The sequence below is a fragment of the Actinoallomurus acanthiterrae genome (genome assembly GCF_054775715.1).
This window is the reverse complement of record NZ_BAAHCO010000001.1, coordinates 3,606,819-3,624,581: the sequence shown is the minus strand read 5'-3', so window position 1 is coordinate 3,624,581 and position 17,763 is coordinate 3,606,819. Positions and strand designations below refer to the sequence as shown.

Below are 17,763 nucleotides of genomic sequence, written 5' to 3'. Positions count from 1 at the left end.
TACGTTGTAGTAGAGTCAAGTTCATGCCGAGAAGAACCGATCGACGCGCATTGCTGGCCGACACCGCACTCCGCCTGACGGACGAACTGGGCCTGACCCAGGTGACACATCGGGGGGTCGACCAGGCCGCCGGAGTTCCCGCCGGAACGACGTCGAACTACTTCCGCACGCGAGCCGCCCTGTACGAGGCGATCGCCCGGCGGATCCTGGACCAGCAACTCGCCGCCGAACACGAGCGCCCCGCCGGCACCGCGGCCACCCCCGACGAGGTCGCCGGCCTGCTCGCCGCCGCCGTGGATGCCGGGACCGGTCCCGCGCGCAACCGCTACCTGGCCCGGTTCGAGCTATCTCTGGAGGCCGCCCGCAACCCCGAACTGGCCGCCCTCATGCGCGAACTCCGCGCCGTCACCCTGCGCATCCGCACCACTCAGATCCGGGCCGCCTACCCGCACGCGACCGAAGACCAGGTGGATGCCATCGCCTCCCTGCTGACCGGCCTGGCCTTCGACCGCCTCACGCTGGAGGTGCCCGTCATGGACACCACGGTGATCGCCAGGGCCGTCCTCCGCGGCGTCCTCGAGGAGCGCGGCGAGTGACAGCAGAGGACGCTTCTCCAATTACCCCAACCAAGCGTACGCTTGGCGAGATTCAGGTCAGCGGCCATGCGCGGCCGAATGCCGGTCGCTCTGAGATCGCGCTGAGGTCGCACGCGGAGAAGGGATCACGATGCGGGAATTCTCGAACCTGATCGGCGGCGAGCTGCGCGGGACCGATCGCATGCTCGACTCGGTCGACCCCGCGACCGGGACGGTGTGGGCGAGGATCCCGCGCGGCACGGCCGATGACGCGGACGCGGCGGTGGCCGCCGCCCGCGCGGCGTTCCCCGCCTGGTCGGCGATGCCGGCCGCGGGCCGGGCGCACATCCTCCGCAAGGTCGCCGGGGTCTTCGCCGCCAACGCGCGGGAGCTGGCCGAGCTCGAGACGCGCGACAACGGCCGCATCATCACCGAGACGTCCAAACGCGACGTGCCCGGCATGACGTACCTGTGGCAGCTGGCCGCCGCCGAGTGCGCGGCCGCCGTCGAGGGCAAGACCGTCATCCTCGGGCCGGGCAGCATGGGCTTCACCCGCCGGATCCCGTACGGCGTGGTCGTCGGGATCATTCCGTGGAACTCCCCCATCTCCACGTTCTCGGCGAAGGCCGCGTTCGCGCTGGCCGCCGGCAACACCGTCGTCATCAAGCCCGCCGAACAGGCGACCGCGTCGACGCTGCGCCTCGGCGAGCTGCTGCGCGAGGTGTTCCCGCCCGGTGTGCTCAATATCGTCTCCGGTCTGGGCGAGGAGGTCGGCGACGCCCTCGTACGCCATCCCGGCGTGAACCGGATCAGCCTCACCGGCTCCACCGAGACGGCCAAGCTGATCACCCGGGCCAGCACGGACGCCCTCAAACCCCTCGCGTTCGAGCTCGGCGGCAAGTCCCCCAACATCGTGTTCGCCGACGCCGACCTGGACCGCGCGGCCCTCGGCGTGACCACCCAGAGCGTCTTCACCGCCAACGCGGGCCAGGTGTGCGTGGCCGGGTCACGGATCCTCATCCAGCGGCCGATCTTCGACGAGATGATCGACCGGATGACGGCCATCGCCCGGGATGTCCGCCTCGGCGACCCGCTGTCGGAGGAGACGACGATGGGGCCGATCGTCTCCGCGGAGCAGTTCCAGCGCGTCACGGGCTACCTGGAGGTCGGTGCGAAGGAGGGCGCGAAGCTGGTGTTCGGCGGGCGCTCCGGCGGCGAGATCGTCGACGAGGCGTACGCGGGCGGCTACTGGGTCGAGCCGACACTGTTCACGACCGAGGACAACCGGCTGCGCGTCTGCCAGGAAGAGATCTTCGGCCCGGTCGCCGTGGCGCTGCCGTTCGACACCGAGGAGGAGGCGGTCGCGATCGCGAACGACTCGGCGTACGGCCTGGCGGCGGGCGTGTGGACGCGGGACCTGGGCCGCGCGCACCGCATGTGCCGGGACGTCGAGGCCGGCACGGTGTGGGTGAACACCTTCCGGAAGATGCCGCCGGGCCTGCCGTTCGAGGGCCTCAAGGACAGCGGCTACGGCCACGACTCCGTGCTGGCCAACACGCGCGAGAAGAGCTGCGTGATCGAGACGTGAGAGTCACGGCTCCCAGGAGATCTTGTTCAGCGCGAGGTCGGCCGCGCGTCGCATCGCGGCCCGTACGTCGTCGCCGACCTCGGGAGCCGAGCAGTTGATCATCGCGATGACGTTGCCCCTGCGGGCGGCGAACAGCACCCAGCCCTTGGAGATCCCCTCGCATGCCTCCTGCCATCTGTTCCCGGCCGCCGCGCCCTGGTATCTGAGGCAGCCCATGTCGGCGCGGTGGAGGCCGCTCGCCGCCGCGCCGACCGACTCGGTCCGCCCGCCATAGAGGTAGAGGTTGAGCTGCACCTGGAAGGTGTCCTTCGGGGGGAACATGCTCGTGCCGTACGCGCACAGCGACCAGTGGTCCCCGCCCATCGGCACGCGTTTGGTGCCCTTCGCGCCGAACTCGCGAAGGAGGGCCTGTCCCCGCAGGTCGTCGTAGATCCGGCACGGGTCGGGAATTCGTTCGGCGTGCGTACCGCGCGCTCCCCGATCGAGGATCCCCGCCGACCGGGCGACCAGGATGACGGCGCCGACCGCCACCGTGAGGACGACGGCCCCGCCGGCGACGAGCCACGGCCAGATCCGGGAGCGTCGCAGCGGCCCCGGGGGCATCCCCTGCCACGGGGGCGGGGGCGCCGGGAAGGGCGGAACCGGCGCGGACGGCGGCCCCGGATACGGCGCGGACGGCGGCCCCGGATACGGCACCGACGGTGGTCCGGGATACGGCGCCGACGGCGGTCCGGAATCCGGCCTCGCCCAGCCGTTGGCCGACAGGTCACCCCGCTCGGTGGGCGGCCACGATTCCATTCATTCCTCCCGTAGCCGCGCGGAGTGCGCGAACGGGACGCACCCTACCGCTACGGACGGTCAGTCCTTGCGGGCCTTGCTGGGCTGGACGCGCTTCGGCTCGCCCTCCATCTTCGGGTAGTTGGGCGGATACGGCATGTCGCCGAGGCCTCGATCGCGCTCGTCGCGGTCAGCCCACTCCAGCAGCGTCTCGAGGGAGAACGCCTGATCGTCGATTGCCGCGTGGAGGTCGCCGAGCTTGGCGAAGCGCTCGGGCATCGTCGCGATCGTGAAGTCCTCGGGCTCCACGTCGGGCAGCTCCGCCCAGGTGAGCGGGGCCGAGACCGGCGCGTACGGCTTCGGGCGGACGCTGTAGGCGGAGGCGATGGTGCGGTCGCGGGCATTCTGGTTGAAGTCGATGAAGACTTTCTCGCCGCGCTCTTCCTTCCACCAGTTCGTGGTGACGAGGTCGGGCATCCGGCGCTCGACCTCACGGCCGAAGGCGAGCGCGCAGCGACGCACCTCGGTGAAGGTCCACCGCGGCTCGATGCGCACGTAGATGTGGACGCCACGGCCGCCGGAGGTCTTCGGGAAGCCGGTGAAGCCCAGCTCGCCGAGGATGTCGCGGACGGCCTCCAGGGCGGTCTTCTTCGCGTCGGCGAAATCGGTGCCGGGCTGCGGGTCGATGTCGATCCGCAGCTCGTCCGGATGGTCGACGTCGTCGCGGCGCACCGGCCAGGGGTGGAAGGTGACGGTGCCGAGGTTGGCGCACCAGGCCACGCTCGCGAACTCGGTGGGGCAGATCTCGTCGGCGTGGCGCCCGCTCGGGAAGGCGATCCGCGCCGTCTGGATCCACTCCGGGGCGTTCTTCGGGACGCGCTTCTGGTAGAACGCGTCGCCCCGGTTGTCGGCGCGAGTGGCGATCTTCGCCCCCTCGAACACCCCGCCCGGCCAGCGCTCCAGTGTCGTCGGCCGGTCGCGCAGCGCGCGCAGGATGCCGTCGCCGACGGACAGGTAGTAGTTGACCAGGTCCAGCTTGGTGTGCCCGCGAGCCGGAAAGTACACCTTGTCCGGATTGGTGACCTTGACGACGCGATCTCCGACCTGGATCTCCACGAAAGGCGATGCCATACCGGCACGGTACAACCGCGCGCCGACAGATCATCCGGCGACGTGCGCAGGAGGGCCGCTCCGCGTCTCTTACGGGCGTCTTACGGCCGCGGCGGGAGCGGAATGGCCGCCCAGCGCCCCTGGTTGTGCAGGACATGACAGTCATTCGCAAGAGCGACGAAGAGTGGAAGGTCCAGCTGTCGCCCGAGGAGTTCCACGTCCTGCGGGAGGCGGGCACCGAGGCGCCGTGGTCCGGGGAGTACGTCTCCACCAAGACGGAGGGCGTCTACCGCTGTCGCGCCTGCGGCGCGGAGCTCTTCCGCTCGGACACGAAGTTCGACTCGCACTGCGGCTGGCCGAGCTTCTACCAGCCGACCGAGTCCGACGCGGTCACGCTGCTGCGCGACGCCTCCCACGGCATGGTGCGGACCGAGGTCCGCTGCGCCCGGTGCGACTCGCACCTGGGACACGTCTTCGAGGGTGAGGGCTATCCGACCCCGACCGATCAGCGATTCTGTATAAACAGCGTCTCGCTGAACCTCGAACCGACCGAGTAGGCCGCCGCCGTTCGAGGCGCGACCCGGCGCCCGAACGGCCGGCGTACGGGATGCTCATCGGCCGGCCAGGCTCCCTGGCCGTGGACGTCGATCCAGGTCTACGGCACGCTGCTCAGGCGGCAGTCGTCGCCGGAGTCCATCTTGTTGGCCAGGACGGGATACCCGTCGCTCTGGCCGGCGTGGATGAAGACGACCGGCGCCCTGTCCCGGCTCTCGAGGTAGGCCGCCGCGATCCGGCACAGGTCGAGGGCCACCGGCGCGTTCGCGTCGGAGCCGGGCAGGTCGGTGTAGACGCGGAGGATCGGCGCGGTCCAGATGACCTGCCGGACGTGCGCGGCGACCGCGCCGCCCTTCGCCCGGTAGTACGCCAGCGCGGCCTCGTCCCGGGGGTCGTCACCGGACGCAGGCGCGGTCGGCGTCGCACTGGGGGTGGCCGTGGCCGGCCGCGGGCGGCCCACCTCGACCGCCGGCCCGGCCGCCGGGGCGGGGAGTCCGGCGTAAGGGCGACGACGAGGACCAGCACGAGACCGGCCGCCCCACCGAGGGCCACGCACACCGGACGGGCGGCCGCGCCCGGCAGCAGCCGGACGATCATGCCGGGCGCGTCGGCGGGCGGCCGCACATGTCTGCCTCTGCGACGCCGCGATCGAGTCACGCGTGGAATCACGCGTGGAATACTCCGCCGCGGCAAGGCGACCCACCCGCCCGATGAGCAAGTCATCGACGGCCCTTGACCGGCGAATGGGTTACGGCAGGGCGGCGACGAGCTCCGAGACCGGCTTGCGGGCACCGGTGTAGAACGGCACCTCCTCGCGGGTGTGGCGCCGGGCCTCCGCCCCCCGCAGGTGCCGCATGAGGTCGACGATGCGGTGCAGCTCGTCCGCCTCGAACGCCAGCATCCACTCGTAGTCGCCGAGCGCGAACGAGGAGACCGTGTTGGCCCGCACATCGGGGAAGCCGCGCGCCATCTTCCCGTGCTCGGCGAGCATCGCCCGGCGCTCCTCGTCGGGCAGCAGATACCACTCGTAGGACCGGACGAACGGGTAGACGCAGACGTAGCCGCGCGCCTCCTCCTCGGCCAGGAATGCCGGGATGTGGCTCTTGTTGAACTCCGCCGGGCGGTGCAGGGCCATCGCCGACCACACCGGCTCGGAGGCGCGGCCGAGCGCCGTCCGCCGGAAGCGGTGGTAGATCTCCTGCAGGTCGTCCGAGGACGGCGCGTGCCACCAGAACATGTAGTCGGCGTCGGCGCGCAGCCCGGCGACGTCGTACAGGCCGCGCGTCGTGATGTCCTTGGCCGCCGCCTGCTCGAGCAGCTCCTCGACCTCGCGGGCGACCGCCGCGCGGTCGGCCTCGGCCAGGTCACGGGCCCGGAACACCGACCACATGGTGTACCGGATCACCTCGTTGAGCTCGCGTGCCTTCGGTCGGCCCGTCTCTGCGGCACTCACGGTCGCACTCCTCTTCGCTTTTCCGGGGGATGCCGGGGTCACCCGGGCCGGCCGCCCCGCTCACCGACCGGCTCGTCGCTTCGATCCGATTCTCCCCGACCGTTCACGTGTTCGAGCACCCGGGCCGCCGCGAGGCGGGCGGATCCGACGCACGCCGGAATGCCGACGCCGTCGTAGACGGCGCCGCACACCGCGACGCCGGGCAGCGTCGCGACCGCCGCGCGGATCCGCGCGACCCGCTCCAGATGTCCGACGGTGTACTGCGGCAGGCCACCGCCCCACCGGGTGACCCGCGTGTCGATCGGCAGCTCGTTGACGCCGCTGGTGCGGGCCAGCTCCGTCAGGGCCGCCGCCTTCAGCTCCTCGTCGGAACGCTGGAGCGCCTGTTCGTCGCCGTACCGGCCGATGGAGCAGCGGGCCACGACGAGGGTGCCGTCGGTCAAATGCGGCCACTTGGTGCTGCTGAACGTGACGGCCTTGACGTCCTTCGTCTCGACGGCGGGCACCAGGTATCCGCTGCGGCGCGGCGGCTCGGGGAACGCCGTGCTCGCGTACGCGAGCGTGACGACCGCCATGCTGGCGTACTCGACGCGGCCGAGCTCGGCCGCGGCCGACGGCGACGCGTCCTTCAGGAGGCGTCCGGCGGGGCGGGCGGGCACCGCGAGCACCACGGCGTCGGCCTCGAGGGACTCGGGGTCGCGCGCGGGACCGATGGTGAGCCGCCAGCCGCCGGGCGTACGGGCCAGCTCGCGGACCATCGCCTCGGTGCGCACGGCGCCGCCTAGCTCGGCGACCTTCGCGGCCAGCGCACCGGGCAGCGCGCCCATCCCGTCGGCGAGCGTGGTGAACAGCGGTCCCGGAGCGGCCGGGGCCGCCCCGGCCACCGCGCGGGCGGCGGCGATCAGGGACCGGCGGCTCCGCGAGGCCGCGGCCAGGCCGCCCATCGTGGCCTCGAAGGACAGCTCGTCGACGCGCCCCGCGTACACGCCGCCGAGCAGCGGCTCGACCAGGCGGTCCACCACCTCGCGGCCGACACGCGCCCCGACGAACTCGGCCACCGACACGTCCTCGCCTCGCGGCGTCTCCGGGCGGACCAGGTCGAGGGGCACCCTGGCCAGGCCACCCGGCGAGAGCACCTGGGAACGGGCGAGAGCGACCAGGTCGGCCGGGCACGCCCATGATCTGACCGGCGGGCATGGCGTGCAGGGCGCCACGGCTCCAGATGGCCGACGAGGTGGTGCCGGGGAAGGTCAGCCGTTCCCCCAGGCCGAGCTCGCGCACGAGTTCCAGGCCCTCCGGACGCCGGGCCAGCATCGCCTCGGCCCCTTCGTCCACGGGAACGCCGGCGATCTCGCTCACCTTGAGCTTGCCTCCGACGTCGGCGCCGCCCTCCAGGAGGGTGACGCGGACGCCGCTCTTGGCCAGCTCGTACGCTGCGGTCAGCCCGGCGACGCCCCCGCCGATGACGGCGACGTGAGCGCGAGGTGCCTCATCGGTCATGGGTCCAACGATGGCAGACGTTCCGTACTACCGGCATCCAGGGTCGCGGTGCGTCTCGTGATCGCGGCGCGTCGGCATCGTGACGGGATCGCGACCGCGGGCCGGCAACGGTGACGTGCGCCACGACGTCCTCTTTACATGAGGGCTTTACTCTGCATGCTGGCCGCCGTTCTGCTCCTCGGAGGCTGCGCCGGATCGAGCGCGTCCAACGGCGCCTCGGGGTCGAACGCGGAGGGCGCCGCGGCACTGAGAAAACCGGCCGCGGGCGGCGGGCCGAAGACCGCCCAGCAGGTCCGCCTGCAGCCCGCCCAGGCGATCATCTACACCGCCTCGCTCACCGTACGGGCCCGGGACGTCGCCGCCGCGGCGGCGAGGGCGAAGCAGATCGTCACCGGCGCGGGCGGGTACGTCGGCAGCGAAGAGGCCGAGAGCTCATCCGGCTCCCGGCCGGGATCGACGATCACGTTCAAGGTCCCGTCGGCGAGGTACGCGGAGGTCCTCGACCGGTTGGGCTCGGCGCAGATCGGCACCCGTACCTCCCTGCAGCAGCAGGCCGAGGACGTCACGCAGGAGGTCGCGGACGTCGGCAGCCGGGTCGCCTCGGCCAAGGCCACGCTCGCCTCGTTCCGCGCGCTGCTCGCCAAGGCGACGACCGTGAGCGAGATCATCCGCGTCGAACAGGAGATCTCGCAGCGGGAGGCGGACCTGGAGTCGCTCCAGGCACGCCAGCGGTCCCTGGCGCGGCAGACCGCGTTCGCGACCGTGACGCTGCGGATAGATGGCAGCCGGCCGGTGAAGCGACGGGCTCATGGCTTCACCGGCGGGGTCGCGACGGGCTGGCGGGCGTTCACCGCGTTCGTGAGCGGACTCGCGCTGGTCCTCGGCTGGGCACTGCCGTTCCTGGCCGTCGCCGCGTTGATCGGCCTGCCGCTGTACGTTCTCCGGCGCCGCAGACGCCCTTCGAAGTCCGAAGCCGATCGACCGGAGGCCGCCTGAACCCTCACGGCCCGGAAGAACCCGCCAGGGGAGGCCCGAACCCTGGCGCTCTGCAGCCGAGGATTCCGGCCGCGCAGAGGCTTCCGGGACGTGGGTGCGGCGCACCGGCGCTTGGTCCGCCTCGCCGTCCTCCGGACGCGAGGTGCCGGGTCTCCGGCCGCGGTCAGCGGGCCGCCGACTCCTCGTGCACGAAGTCGACGAGCCGGGCCAGCATGTCGGGGTCGGTCGTGGGCAGCACGCCGTGGCCGAGGTTGAAGACGTGTCCTTCGGCGGTACGGCCCCGGGCGAGCACGTCGCGGGCGCGCGTCTCGATGACGTCCCACGGGGCGAACAGGATCGCCGGGTCGAGGTTGCCCTGCAACGCCTTGCCGGGTCCGACGCGCAGCACCGCCTCGTCGAGCGGCACCCGCCAGTCGACGCCGACGACGTCGGCGCCGGCCTCCCCCATGAGGCCGAGGAGTTCGCCGGTCCCGACGCCGAAGTGGATGCGCGGCACGTCGTACGGCTCGAGAGCGGTGAAGATCTTGCGGCTGTGCGGCAGCACGGACGTGCGGTAGTCCTCCGGGCCGACGCCGCCCACCCACGAGTCGAACAGCTGGATGGCGCGCGCCCCCGCCTCGACCTGGATCTTCAGGTACGTCGCGGCGATGTCGGCGAGCCGGTCGAGCAGCCGGGCGAACAGCTCGGGCTCGCCGTACATCATCGCCTTGGTCCGCTCGTGGGTCTTGGACGGGCCGCCCTCGATGAGGTACGAGGCGAGGGTGAACGGGCCGCCGGCGAACCCGATCAGCGGTGTGCCGCCGAGCTCGCCGATCAGCGCGCCGATCGCCTCGGTGACGAACGGCACGTCGTCGGCCTCCAGCGGGCGCAGCCGGTCGACCGCCGCGGCGTCGCGGATCGGGTCGGCGATGACGGGGCCCACGCCGGGCTTGATGTCGAGGTCGATCCCGATCGCCTTGAGCGGGACGACGATGTCGCTGAAGAAGATGGCGGCGTCGACCGCGTAGCGGCGCACGGGCTGCATCGTGATCTCGACGACGAGGTCAGGCCGGGCGCACGCCTCGAGCATCGGGATGCCCACCCGGGCCTCGCGGTACTCCGGCAGCGAGCGGCCCGCCTGGCGCATGAACCAGACGGGGGTGTGCGGCACCGGCCGGCGACGGCAGGCGAGCAGGAATGCGCTCTCCTCGCGCTGCTCCGGCCCGGTCCCGTGGGGCCCGCTGTCTTGCGGCATGACGGTGCGCTCCTGTCTGATTTTCGCGGAAGGTGCGGGGCATGCGGCCCGCTCTGGATCGTCCCACGAACGGGCACCGCACCGCGCACCACCCCGCAAGACGCGCGCTCCCGTCCGCCGCCCTCGGGCACCTGATCTCGCGCGCCGCCCGGCGATCCCATCCCCGCCTGTTGGATCGGTCCCATAGGGGTCTCGTGGTCCCGTACGATGAGGCCGCGACGACGTCTGGCGGACAGACCGCGGGGTATGGCCCTACGTCCGTTATGAGAATCTTCAGGACACGCCGAGCGATGTCCTGCAATCACGCCGGGGCGCATGCGAACGTGTGAACGCTCCCCCTGCCGGATCGAGGGAGGTCACCGAGATGGCCCTCACACGTCATTGTTCCGCCTGTGATGGCGAACGCCGCTTCGAACAGCCGCCGTGCGCGGACGGCCACGGCGCGGACTGCCCCGAGTGGGCGTGTGTGGACTGTGGCATGGCGATCCTGATCGGCGACGCGCCGGAACCCCCCGTGATCGCCCACTCCGAGGCGGCCTGAGGGTCGCTGTGCACATGCGTGAGTCAAATCGTTCCCAGGCGCGCCGGGTGGATCGGCCGTACGCCCGATGACGGCCCCGAATGACCCGATGCCCGGACCGTTCCAAGGCGTGGTCGAGACGCTGCGGGCCATGGTCGACGCCGAGCCGGCGCGGCCGGAGCTCCTGCTCGAGGACATGCCCGCGCCGCAGCGGCTGGCGCCCTACGCCGCGGCGATCATGGCGACGGTGTACCGGGAGGACGACACGGAGCTCGCCGTCGGCCGCCTGATCGTCTTGTACGACCCGGAGGGGCAGCGCGGCTGGGACGGGGACTTCCGGCTGGTCGCCTACGTACGGGCGGAGCTGGAGCCGGAGATCGCCGCCGACCCGCTGATCGGACCCGTGGGGTGGAGCTGGCTGACCGAGGCGCTGGACGCGCATCGGGCCGGGTACAAGGCCGCGTCGGGCACGATCACCCGGGCGGTTTCGGAGAGCTTCGGTGACAAGGACGCGGACCCGGCGACGACGGAGTTGGAGCTCCGTGCTTCTTGGTCACCGACAAGTGAGGATATTGCAGGGCATATCAGTGCATGGTGCGATGTTCTATGTCAGGCGGCGGGCTTGCCGCCCGCGGGAGTGACCTCACTGCCGAGTTCCGGAGTTTGAGCACATACGGTAGGCGCGTGGAAGTGTCGGAAGCAGAAGTCGTACCCCTACTTGAACCACGGGAGGGCATCCCTCCGGTCATCGAGACACCGGAGGCGCTCCAGGACGCGGTCGAACGCCTGGCCGCCGGGACGGGCCCCGTCGCGGTGGACGCCGAGCGCGCGTCCGGATACCGCTACGGCCAGCGGGCCTACCTCGTGCAGCTCCGTCGCCACGGCTCGGGAACGTTCCTGATCGACCCGGTGCCGTGCGCCGACCTGTCCGCGCTGGACGCGGCGCTCGCCGGCACCGAGATGGTGCTGCACGCCGCCAGCCAGGACCTGCCGTGCCTGGCCGAGCTCGGGCTCGTACCCCGCCGCCTGTTCGACACCGAGCTGGCGGGGCGGCTGCTCGGCTATCCCCGCGTCGGCCTGGGCACGATGGTCGAGACGGTCCTCGGCTTCACGCTGGAGAAGGGCCATTCGGCGGCCGACTGGTCCAGCCGCCCGCTGCCCGCCGACTGGCTCCGCTACGCCGCGCTCGACGTCGAGCTCCTGGTGGAGCTGCGCGACGCGCTGTACCGGCAGCTCGATGAGGCGGGCAAGCTGCGGTGGGCCGAGGAGGAGTTCGCCGCGATCCTGGCCACGCCCCCGAAGGAGCCCCGGCAGGACCCCTGGCGGCGCACGTCCGGCATCCATCGCCTGCGAAGCCGCCGCAGCCTAGCCGTCGTCCGTGAGCTGTGGACGACCCGTGACCGGATCGCCCGCGACCGCGACCTGTCCCCCGGCCGGGTGCTGCCCGACTCCGCGATCGTCGAGGCGGCGCTCGAGCTCCCGCGGACCCCGGACGACCTGACGGCGCTGGCGTCGTTCCGCGGGCGCAACACGCGGCGGCATGCTCCGGCCTGGTTCCGGGCGGTGCAGCGGGGACGGACCCTCCCGGACGTATCGCTGCCCGAGCACAGCATCCCCGGAGACGGACCGCCGCCCGCCCACCGCTGGGCGGAGCGCGACCCGGCGGCCGCCGAGCGCCTGAGCGCGCTGCGGGCCGTGGTGGCCGCGCTGGCCGACGAGCACACCCTCCCCACGGAGAACCTCATCCAGCCCGACACCGTCCGGCGGCTCGCCTGGGATCCTCCGGAGGAGGTGACGGCCGAGTCGATCGGTGTCGTGCTCACCGCGCTCGGGGCCCGTTCCTGGCAGGTGGAGCTGACGGCGACGCCCCTCGCCAAGGCGCTGCTCCGGCTGGCCGCCAAGCGTGAGGCCTGACCACCCGCCCGGTGCCGATCCGATCGTCACCCGGCGGCTCGTGCTGCGGCGGCTGGAGCGCGGGCCCGCGCGTGCGCTCGCCCGGGGCGACTCCTCGGGGATCGAGGCGGCCGGCGGGTGGCCGACGGACGCGACCGCGATGGTCGCCCACCGGGCGGCCGCCGACCTCTGCGCGCTCACCTGGCTGATCCACCACGAGGGCGCGGTGATCGGAGAGTGCGGTCTCAAGCAGGGGCCGGACCCCGACGGGGCGGTCGAGATCGCCTATGGCCTCGGGGGTCCCTGGCGGTCGCGGGGGTACGGCACCGAGGCGATCCGCGGCCTCCTGGGATGGCTCGAAGGATCCGCCGCCTGCCGCCACGTGACCGCCGAGGTGCATGAGGGCAACGTCCCGTCCCGGCGGCTCCTGGAACGGCTCGGATTCACCGTCGACGACCTCACGCCGCCGTACGTCTGGTACACCCGCGCCCTGGGATGACGGCGGCCCCGCCGTACGGCGGCCCGCCGTAGGGGGCCGCCGTAGAGGGCCGGGCACCTCGCCGCTCGCCGGCCCCCTTCACGCTTCCAGATAGCGCAGTACTGCCAGCACCCGCCGGTTGGCGTCCTCCGAGGAGGGCAGGCCGAGCTTGCCGAAGATCGCCGCCACATGCTTCTCCACCGTGCCCGTGGACACCACCAGGGTCTGCGCGATGGCCGCGTTGGACCTGCCCTCCGCCATCAGCGCCAGCACCTCGCGCTCGCGCGCGGTGAGCGACTCGATTTCCGCGGTCCGCCGACCGCCGCCCGCCAGCTGGGTGACCACCTCGGGGTCGAGGGCGGTGCCGCCGGCGGCGACCCGGGCCAGCGCCTCGGTGAACTCAGCGGTGTCGGCGACCCGGTCCTTGAGCAGATAGCCGACGCCCGCGGAGCCCGCGGCCAGCAGCCGGGTCGCGAACCTGGTCTCGATGTACTGGGAGAAGAGCAGCACGCCGGTGCCGGGGTGCTCCCGGCGAATGTCGATCGCGGCCCGCAGGCCTTCGTCGCTGTGGGTGGGCGGCATCCGGATATCGACGACGGTGACGTCGGGCCGGTGCTCGGCGACGGCGGAGCGCAGCGCGTCGGCGTCCGCGACGGCGGCGCAGACCTCGTTCCCGCGCTCGGTGAGCATCTGGGCGAGCAGCTCCCGCAGTACGGCGGCATCCTCGGCGATCACGATGCGCATGGCCCGCATGCTCTCACGGCGTCCGGCTCCCGACGGGGTTTCACGCGTGCAGGGGGAGTTCGATCTCCACCGCGGTCGGGCCGCCCGCAGGGCTGCTGATCCGAATGCTGCCGTCGACCGTACGGACGCGCTGGGCGAGGCCCGGCAGACCCGTGCCCGCGCCGAGCGCGGCGCCGCCGCGGCCGTCGTCGGTCACCCACAGCCGCAGCCGCTCGTCCCGCTGCTCGGCGCGCAGTACCGCGTGCCCGGCACCGCTGTGCTTGATCACATTGGTCAGCAGCTCGGCCGCGCAGAAGTAGGCGATGGTCTCGATGGCCGGCGTCGGGCGCTGAGACTCGTCCTGCGGCAGGTCCGCCGAGAGCTCGACCGGTACGGAGCTGCGCGCGGCGAGGGTGGCCAGCGCGTCCGGCAGGCCCTCGTCCAGCACCGGGGGGTGGATGCCGCGGGAGAGGTCGCGGAGTTCGGAGAGGACCTCGCCGGCGTTGCGGTGGGCGGTCTCGACCAGCTCGCGCGCCCCCTCGGGGTCGGTCACCGGTCCGCCCGCGGGGCCGAGCCGCTCCTTGGCCATGTCCAGGCTCATCGCCAACGCGACCAGTCGGACCTGCGCCCCGTCGTGGAGGTCCCGCTCCAGCCTGCGCAGCAGCGCCGCCGAGTCGTCCACGGCCAGCGCCCGGGTCTCCTCCAAGTCGCGTACCCGCTGGGCGAGTTCGCCCGGCCCGAGCAGGGCACGCAACAGCCAGCGGTCCACCGCGACCACCCCGCGGGTGAACCAGGGGGCGGCGAGCAGTGTCAGCGCGCCGATGCCGGCGGTGAGGAAGGTGCCGGCGAAACTGCCGGCGTGCGGGGCCCCTGCGCCGCCCGGGAACGGCGAGATCGTCCGCATGACCGAGCCGCCGGCGGTGCCCACCTGCTGATAGAAGACCACCCAGCGCAACGGCGTGATGAGATCGAACCCTCCGATCAGCCACCAGGCCGCCGCGTACAGTTCGAAGACCGCGACCGGCAGCTTCACCAGCAGGTACGCGGCCGCGCGCCAGCCCGCCTCGTCCCGCAGCCGAGCGTCCAGCCGGGCGAAGAACCCGCCGGAGGGGCGGGGCCGCGCCGGCGCGGTGACCCGCTCCCCCAACAGGCCTGCGGCCAGGGCCCGGTGGAATGCCGCGAGGACGCGGGAGAGGCCGAGGGCGAGGACGGTGAGGGTCAGTCCCAGGACGGCACCGACCAGCGAGGCGGTGAGCCCGACGCCGTAGGTGAGGAGGGTCAGCACGAGAACGAATCCGACCAGCGCGACCGGAAAACCGAGGAGGCAGTACGCGGTCTCGGCCCAGGCGCGGCGGGTGAAGGGGGCGGTGAGGACGGCGCGCAGTGCGCCCGGCCGGCCCAGGGCCTTACCCGCGGGCTTGCCAGGGGTCTCGCCCGAGGGGTCGCCCGCAGGCTCCAGGGTCGCTTCCGCTGGTCGGTCTCGCATGGTCTCCAGTCTCCTGAGCGGTGGTCGGCACCTCGCCGATGCGCGAGCGCGGGACGTCGTTCGCGGCGGCGTACTCGGTCAGGCCGGCCGGCGACCGGTTGGCCGCCACGTTCCGCCGGGCGGACCTGGTCGACGTCGGCCGGGGACTGCTCCGCGGCCGGATCGGCCGCACCACGATCCGAACGGTCGTCGCCGAACTCCCGTATCTGGGCTCTCAGCGCTTCCTGCCCGCTGCCTGCTCGGCTACGGAATGCGGCACCCGGTCCGCCCGCTCCCGATGCTGCGCTGGTGACATGGCCGAAAGGAGTCGAAGTAGCCGGTGGTGAGCGTGCCGACGCCGGTCACGTCGTCGTAGCCGGGGGTTGCGGCCAGGCTCTGGTCGAGGCCGAAGGTGTCGAGGTAGGGCTCGGTGGGGAGTCCCGGGATCTGGTTGGCGACCGGTCCCGCGGCGAATAGGGGAACGCCCTGGCCGAACGGGTGGTCGGTGACGTCGTGGTAGGCCGAGGTGCCGTAGCGCGCGTAGATGACCGGGTTGGCGAACCCGATCGGCTCGCCCGCGGCCTGCTGGGCGTCGGCCTGCATGCCCACGAACTCCGGCGTCGCGACGCTGGTCCCGCCGACGGCGATCTCCCGGTAGCCGGGCGGCAGTCCCTGGCCCGGCGGCACAGTGAGGCCGGCGCGGACGCCGGTGCCGCTGCCGGCGTCGGCCGCGACATCGGGCACGACGCGCATCGGCACGCCGGATCCGTGTGCCTGGCTGAGCGCCTCGGGCACCGTCTCGCGCTGGTAGGACGGCTGCCCGAGCACGTCGCTGGGGCCGCCACCCCCGCCGAAGGCGAACGCGCCCGGCGGCTGCGCCCAGCTCTTCCCGTCCGGGGTCAGCCCGGCGATGTGGTCACCCCAGCCGGTCTCCCACAGGTACTGGCGGCGCGCCCCGATCGCCAGGCTGGTGCCGCCCACCGCCGTCACCCACGGGTCGCCGGCGGGGTAGCTGATCGCGGGCTTGGAAGGGATGGGATGGCATTCCCCGGTGATCTGGCAGTTCGATCCGTCACCGTGGTCCGCGGTGCCGTTGTAGAAGCCGATCCCCTCGGCCGCGCCCCGCTGGAAGATCTGCTCGTAAGCGGCGATCAGCCCGGGCGAGGGGTCGGGATCGTAGTGCCTGATCGTCCGCCCGCTGACGATCCCGGCCAGGTGCCGGTCGGTGACGGTGCCGAGCTCGTCGAGCATCGACAGGGCCTGATCGTCGTCGTCGCATTTCGCGCCGAGGTAGACGATGTCCGCGTCGGGCGCCATCCCGTGCACGGCCTCGATGGCCATGTAGTCCTCGGCGAACGGGAACTCCCGGCCGCCGCACGAGGCGTCCAGCCCGGGCGGGATGATCTCGGTGAACTGGCCGGGCCGCAGCGGCACACCGCGGTCGCTCGCGAATCGCGCCACATCACCCGGAGTCGCGGCGTTGCGCCCGGGGCCGACCACGGCGACTCGCACGCCCTTGCCGGTCAGGCCGGCCGGAACCCCGTAGGCGCCGCGGAGTTGCTGCGGGGTGTAGCCGCACCCCGCGTAGGGCGCCGTCCGGCCGTAGGCGGGCGGCAGATTCGTCGCCCGCCGTTGCCCGTAATACTCCGAGCAGGGCAACGCCGCGGCCGCAACGGACCCGGCCGGTGCCGATCCGGCCGCGCGCGAGGCCGGGGTGGCGGTGCCTGCGCGGCCCGGTGAGACCGAAGCGGTCCCGGCGCGGCCCGGTGAGACCGAAGCAGTCTCGGCGCGGCCCGGCGCGGCGGGCGTGCCGGCCGCCGCGGGTTCGCCGTCGGAGCCGGGCAGGCCGATCTCGGTCGGCGCCATGGTCAGCACGGCCCCGGCGACCCGCGCCGGGACGCTGAGCCGTGCCCCCGGCGGGGGCGCCTGCTCGGTGAGCGCACCGACCCGGTAGCCATGCCAGGCGACGCCGAACGCGCGCGCGGCCTCGGCCGCACTCCCGCGCACCGACAGGTAATGCGGGTTCTCCGCGGTGACGCTCAGCCCGGCGGCGGCCAGCCAGGACCGTACCGCCGCGACCTGGCCGCGCGCTGGATCGAACCGCCGCCGCACCTCGGCGGGCGTCAGGTAGCGATGGAACAGCGCGCCGTGTGGGTCGGCGACCGCCGCCGCGTAGGCCGCGAGCCCACGCGGGTCGCGCCCGGCCAGGTACACCCGGGCGGCGATCGGCGCACCGGCCAGCGCCGGCCCCAGATCCGCGGAGTCGGTGCCCCCGACCTTCGGCGGCAGCGTCCACAGCGGCACGTAGCCCGGCAGCCCGTGCCGTCCGCCGACGGGGCCATGCCCGGCCGCGAACGCGGTGGACGGCACTCCGGCGCACGCGATCGCGACGCCGGCCACCACGACGCCCAGGAAGCCACCGCCCCGCGGACGGCGGCCGACCGGCGGCGAAACGCGCATTGATCTCACCTCGATGGGGGAAGGGTGTCTCGAACCAAGGTCTCGAAGCTATCCACGCAGTCCTCCGCCCGGAATGCGGCTGACCTCCGTCTTCGCCTGGGGGATTTCCCCCAACCCGTGCGCCGGCCGGGCCCTGCACCCGTACGCAGACCCCGCCGCAGACCGCCCAGTTCGGTGCGGGCTTCATCCCCTCGCAGGACGCCGCCGAGGCTCGCCACCCTCGTCGCCGAGACCGCCCTGGGCGAGCTGCCCGGCGCCGGCTGTTCCTCACCGACCGCAAGGCACGCGTCCAGCTCGCCACCGCCGATCCAGACCCCGGCACCGGGCGGGCGCGCCTGTCCTACTCGCGCCGCCGAGTTGTTCATCGCGGCGACCGCGACCTGCCCCAGCGGGCCGTGGACGCTGCATCAGCTCCGTCACAGCGCCTTGACGCGTG

The 17,763-nt window shown here is 72.9% G+C and carries 16 protein-coding genes and 1 pseudogene; 8 read left to right on the top strand and 9 right to left on the bottom strand.

Annotation, left to right across the window (positions count from 1 at the left end; translation table 11 throughout):
* Nucleotides 1-23 precede the first annotated feature (23 nt).
* Together ACYVF7_RS17660 and ACYVF7_RS17655 are read left to right on the top strand one after the other, a co-directional pair.
* A complete protein-coding gene (locus tag ACYVF7_RS17660; RefSeq protein ID WP_460341259.1) occupies nucleotides 24-596 on the top strand; it encodes a TetR/AcrR family transcriptional regulator in 573 nt (190 codons plus the stop codon).
* Nucleotides 597-726: 130 nt separating this feature from the next.
* Complete coding sequence (locus ACYVF7_RS17655) at nucleotides 727-2,163, top strand: aldehyde dehydrogenase family protein (RefSeq protein WP_460341256.1); 1,437 nt, start codon at nucleotides 727-729, stop codon at nucleotides 2,161-2,163.
* A gap of 3 nt (nucleotides 2,164-2,166) precedes the next feature.
* On the opposite strand, the gene ACYVF7_RS17650 is transcribed toward ACYVF7_RS17655, so the two are convergent.
* Both ACYVF7_RS17650 and ligD read right to left on the bottom strand, forming a co-directional pair.
* Nucleotides 2,167-2,961, bottom strand: a complete 795-nt coding sequence (locus tag ACYVF7_RS17650) for a hypothetical protein (RefSeq protein WP_460341253.1) — start codon at nucleotides 2,959-2,961, stop codon at nucleotides 2,167-2,169.
* 60 nt (nucleotides 2,962-3,021) lie between these two features.
* Nucleotides 3,022-4,071 carry a non-homologous end-joining DNA ligase gene (ligD, locus tag ACYVF7_RS17645; protein WP_460341251.1) on the bottom strand — a complete coding sequence of 350 codons (1,050 nt, stop codon included), beginning with the start codon at nucleotides 4,069-4,071 and terminating at the stop codon, nucleotides 3,022-3,024.
* 134 nt (nucleotides 4,072-4,205) lie between these two features.
* Here ligD and msrB point away from each other — a divergent pair, with 134 nt between their 5' ends.
* Complete coding sequence (gene msrB, locus ACYVF7_RS17640; RefSeq protein WP_460341249.1) at nucleotides 4,206-4,607, top strand: peptide-methionine (R)-S-oxide reductase MsrB; 402 nt, start codon at nucleotides 4,206-4,208, stop codon at nucleotides 4,605-4,607.
* Nucleotides 4,608-4,705: 98 nt separating this feature from the next.
* Here the strand turns inward: msrB and ACYVF7_RS17635 are convergent, their stop codons facing one another.
* The 3 genes and pseudogenes from ACYVF7_RS17635 to hemG form a co-directional block, all read right to left on the bottom strand.
* Nucleotides 4,706-5,065 (bottom strand): hypothetical protein, encoded by a 360-nt coding sequence (locus ACYVF7_RS17635; protein ID WP_460341246.1) that lies wholly within the window; start codon nucleotides 5,063-5,065, stop codon nucleotides 4,706-4,708.
* Nucleotides 5,066-5,353: 288 nt separating this feature from the next.
* Nucleotides 5,354-5,995, bottom strand: a complete 642-nt coding sequence (hemQ, locus tag ACYVF7_RS17630) for a hydrogen peroxide-dependent heme synthase (RefSeq protein ID WP_460357975.1) — start codon at nucleotides 5,993-5,995, stop codon at nucleotides 5,354-5,356.
* Nucleotides 5,996-6,096: 101 nt separating this feature from the next.
* Nucleotides 6,097-7,558: pseudogene (gene hemG, locus ACYVF7_RS17625) on the bottom strand (protoporphyrinogen oxidase).
* A 138-nt stretch (nucleotides 7,559-7,696) separates the two neighbouring features.
* On the opposite strand from hemG, the gene ACYVF7_RS17620 reads away from it, so the two are divergent.
* Entirely contained in the window at nucleotides 7,697-8,554 is an 858-nt protein-coding gene (locus ACYVF7_RS17620; protein WP_460341243.1) for a DUF4349 domain-containing protein, read from the top strand.
* Nucleotides 8,555-8,717: 163 nt separating this feature from the next.
* On the opposite strand, the gene hemE is transcribed toward ACYVF7_RS17620, so the two are convergent.
* A complete protein-coding gene (hemE, locus tag ACYVF7_RS17615) occupies nucleotides 8,718-9,788 on the bottom strand; it encodes a uroporphyrinogen decarboxylase (protein ID WP_460341240.1) in 1,071 nt (356 codons plus the stop codon).
* A gap of 364 nt (nucleotides 9,789-10,152) precedes the next feature.
* On the opposite strand from hemE, the gene ACYVF7_RS17610 reads away from it, so the two are divergent.
* The 4 genes from ACYVF7_RS17610 (at nucleotide 10,153) to ACYVF7_RS17595 (ending at nucleotide 12,700) form a co-directional block, all read left to right on the top strand.
* Entirely contained in the window at nucleotides 10,153-10,329 is a 177-nt protein-coding gene (locus ACYVF7_RS17610; protein WP_460341237.1) for a hypothetical protein, read from the top strand.
* 67 nt (nucleotides 10,330-10,396) lie between these two features.
* Complete coding sequence (locus ACYVF7_RS17605; RefSeq protein ID WP_460341234.1) at nucleotides 10,397-10,975, top strand: DUF3000 domain-containing protein; 579 nt, start codon at nucleotides 10,397-10,399, stop codon at nucleotides 10,973-10,975.
* 23 nt (nucleotides 10,976-10,998) lie between these two features.
* A complete protein-coding gene (locus ACYVF7_RS17600; protein ID WP_460357973.1) occupies nucleotides 10,999-12,222 on the top strand; it encodes an HRDC domain-containing protein in 1,224 nt (407 codons plus the stop codon).
* Nucleotides 12,212-12,700, top strand: a complete 489-nt coding sequence (locus ACYVF7_RS17595; RefSeq protein WP_460341232.1) for a GNAT family N-acetyltransferase — start codon at nucleotides 12,212-12,214, stop codon at nucleotides 12,698-12,700. The genes ACYVF7_RS17600 and ACYVF7_RS17595 overlap by 11 nt, the downstream gene beginning before the upstream one ends.
* Nucleotides 12,701-12,778: 78 nt before the next feature.
* Here the strand turns inward: ACYVF7_RS17595 and ACYVF7_RS17590 are convergent, their stop codons facing one another.
* The 3 genes from ACYVF7_RS17590 to ACYVF7_RS17580 all read right to left on the bottom strand — a co-directional run bounded on the left by ACYVF7_RS17590 (nucleotide 12,779) and on the right by ACYVF7_RS17580 (nucleotide 17,327).
* Complete coding sequence (locus tag ACYVF7_RS17590) at nucleotides 12,779-13,423, bottom strand: LuxR C-terminal-related transcriptional regulator (protein ID WP_460341230.1); 645 nt, start codon at nucleotides 13,421-13,423, stop codon at nucleotides 12,779-12,781.
* A gap of 40 nt (nucleotides 13,424-13,463) precedes the next feature.
* Nucleotides 13,464-14,888, bottom strand: coding sequence for a sensor histidine kinase (locus ACYVF7_RS17585; protein ID WP_460341227.1), 1,425 nt, complete (start codon nucleotides 14,886-14,888; stop codon nucleotides 13,464-13,466).
* 243 nt (nucleotides 14,889-15,131) lie between these two features.
* Complete coding sequence (locus ACYVF7_RS17580) at nucleotides 15,132-17,327, bottom strand: S53 family peptidase (RefSeq protein ID WP_460341225.1); 2,196 nt, start codon at nucleotides 17,325-17,327, stop codon at nucleotides 15,132-15,134.
* Nucleotides 17,328-17,763 lie beyond the last annotated feature (436 nt).